We start from the raw sequence: 2,778 nt of genomic DNA, 5'->3' as shown, positions 1-2,778 counted from the left end.
GGAGACGCGGCACGGGCGAGTGGACCGGGCTGTCCGCCCGGGGGCGCGATCCGGCGCGCGGCGCTCGGTGGCGATGGAGCGTGCTGCCGTGCGCCGTCACGTAATCGACTGAGTTTGTCCCCGCGAGTTGCCACCTGCGGCACCTCCCTTAGCATGAAGTGACCTGTCTGAAGGGTCGTCTCACCCGGCCGTGCAAGGCCCCGGGACGAAAGGGCGCCGCATATGGCCGCGTACTTCGAGAACAGCACTGACGACCTGGTGCCGAACGCGCTGGCCGGTTTCGCCCGCGCCCACGCCGATCTCGTCGTCCACGACGTGGAGAACGGCTATCTCGCCGCTCGCCACACCGCGCCGTCCCGCCGGGTGGGACTGCTCTCCGGCGGCGGGTCGGGACACGAGCCGATGCACGCCGGTTTCGTGGGAGCGGGAATGCTGGACGCCGCGTGCCCGGGCCGGGTGTTCGCGTCGCCCCACAACCGGCAGGTGTACCAGGCGTCGCTGGCGGTGGCCCGTGCGGAGGGCGTGCTGCACATCGTGAAGAACTACACCGGCGACCGGATCAACTTCGGTATCGCCGCCGAGCGGCTCGCCCACCAGGGCATCCCCTGCGCACGCGTCCTCGTCGACGACGACCTCGCGTCCGATTCCGAGGACATCGCCGCCGGGCGCCGGGGCACGGGCGGCACGGTGTTGCTGGAGAAGATCCTGGGCGGCGCCGCCGACACGGGCCTCGGCCTGGACGAGCTGGCGGGGCTCGGGGCGGCGCTGGCCGGACGCTGCCGGACGCTGTCGGTGGCGTCCACCGCGCACACCGCGCCCACCACCGGCCGCCCGGCGTTCGAACTGGCCGCCGGAGAGCTGGAGTACGGCGTCGGTATCCACGGAGAGCGCGCCGACCGCACCAGGAAGGAGGGCCCCGTCTCCGCACTGGTGGAGGAGATGACGGACTCCCTCCTGACCGCGATCCGCCCGGGACCGGAGGAACCGGTCGTGGCGCTGGTCAACGGCTTGGGCGCGGTCACTCCGCTGGAGCTGTACGGCATCTTCGGCGAACTGGGCCGGGTGCTGGACGACCGGGGCGTCGCTCTCGCCCGCCATCTCGTCGGCGACTACGTCACGGCCCTGGACATGCGAGGGTTCTCGCTGACCCTGCTGGTGGCCGATTCCCGGACGCTGGGCTACTACGACGCACCGGTACGGACCGCGGCACTGCGCTGGTGAGCGGTGACGGGTCACCGGTGACCCGTCACCGCCGGCCGGGACGCGTGGAACTGAAGGAGAACGCCATGGCGACAGCTTTCGACAGCACGTTCACGAGCGGTTGGATGGACCGGTTCGCGGCTTCGGCCCACGCCACCGAGACCGAGCTGACCACGCTCGACCAGCAGGTGGGCGACGGCGACTTCGGTGTGAACCTCAGCACCGGGGTACGAGCCGCGCAGCGGCTGCGGAGCGAGGGCGGGGATGCCGCGCCGGACGATCCCTCGGGTCCTCTCAGTAGCACGGCCACCGCTTTCCTGGACGAGATAGGTGGCACCAGCGGGCCGCTGTTCGGCCTGCTGTTCCAGGCGCTCGGCGCCGCGGTCGCGGCGGAAGGACCTGTCCTCACCACGACCGGTCTCGCCGCGGGCACGGGGAACGGCCTCGCCGCGATACGCCGGGTGGGTGACGCGAAGCCCGGGGACAAGACGCTGGTGGACGCGCTGACGCCGGCCGCCGAAGCGCTGCGGGGCGCCCCGGACGGCACCCCGCCGGACCGTGCACTCGCCCTCGCCGCCGATGCCGCCTGGCAGGGCGTGCGGGACACGGCCGCGCTCCGGGCACGCATGGGGCGCGCCAGCTATGTCGGCGAACGTGCCTCGGGCATCCCCGATCCCGGAGCCGTCGGTGTCGCCCTGCTCTTCGCCTCGGCGGCCGACACCGTACGCGCCTTGGGGCCGCACCTGCGCATCACCGGGTGAAGCGGGGTCGCCCGCCTCAGGAGAGCGCGCCCGGCTCGCGGGGCGGGGGGCGGCCGGCAGCAGCTCCCACGGCGGCCGGGAGCCGGATGACGGGCGGTGCCATTCGAGGAACCGCGGGTCGGACGTGCCCACCGCGGAGCCGACGAGACCGCCGCTCGGGTGCTTTGCGCTGAAGGACGCGTACGGAGAAACGACGTGCCGGGCGTGCTACCGGCGGACGTGGGCGCGGGAGGCTCAGCAGGCCATGGGTGCGTAGGCGGACCTGCGCCCGGCTCCGGAGGCTGTGGCGCGGGAGCACGCCGAGCAGAATGGATACGACCACTCAGCGCGCTGACCGCGCCGTCCTTCTCCGACGACCCGACCCGCACCATGTTCGGTGCCGGTACCGCGGTCGGTTGAGCGCCGCACGGCTGGGGGACATCGGATTCGGCTGCCAGTGCCGGATCAACCCTCGGCGTGAGCGGGATCTACCTGGTCGGCATGAAGTCCTACGGCCGCGCCCCGACCTTCCTCGCCATGACCGGCTACGAACAGGTCCGCTCCGTCGCCGCCGCACTCGCCGGAGAGCTCGAAGCCGCCGACCGCGTCGAACTCACCCTCCCCGAGACCGGCGCCTGCGGAGGCGCCGGACTCTTCGACGCCCCCGCCGCCGCCCGGACCGACAACGCAGGATTCTGCGCGACACCGCAACCCACCCTGGTCCCAATCACCGTCGGCGCACCGGCCCCGGCCCCGGCCCCGGCCGGGGTGCTCCTCCCCCGCATCGTCACCGACATCCAGCAACTCCTAGACCCCACCCACACCTACGAATGCCCCG

The 2,778-nt window shown here is 72.8% G+C and carries 2 protein-coding genes and 1 pseudogene; all 3 read left to right on the top strand.

From position 1 onward, the window contains the following. Positions 1-222: 222 nt before the first annotated feature. Positions 223-1,221, top strand: coding sequence for a dihydroxyacetone kinase subunit DhaK (locus ACWD3D_RS35700; protein WP_451464827.1), 999 nt, complete (start codon positions 223-225; stop codon positions 1,219-1,221). 65 nt (positions 1,222-1,286) lie between these two features. Further along, positions 1,287-1,961 (top strand): dihydroxyacetone kinase subunit DhaL, encoded by a 675-nt coding sequence (gene dhaL / locus ACWD3D_RS35695; protein WP_451464826.1) that lies wholly within the window; start codon positions 1,287-1,289, stop codon positions 1,959-1,961. A gap of 462 nt (positions 1,962-2,423) precedes the next feature. Then, positions 2,424-2,699 (top strand): annotated as a pseudogene (locus ACWD3D_RS35690) (flavoprotein); the annotation flags it as partial. Between the last annotated feature and the right edge of the window lie 79 nt (positions 2,700-2,778).

It is taken from the genome of Streptomyces sp. NPDC002690 (assembly GCF_053592415.1).
This window is presented reverse-complemented; position numbering and strand designations above follow the sequence as displayed.

Bases quoted from the DNA above. Each gene is read 5' to 3' on its own strand.
- ACWD3D_RS35700 (WP_451464827.1), top strand. From the start codon at position 223: ATGGCCGCGTACTTCGAGAACAGCACTGACGACCTGGTGCCGAACGCG.
- dhaL (WP_451464826.1), top strand. From the start codon at position 1,287: ATGGCGACAGCTTTCGACAGCACGTTCACGAGCGGTTGGATGGACCGG.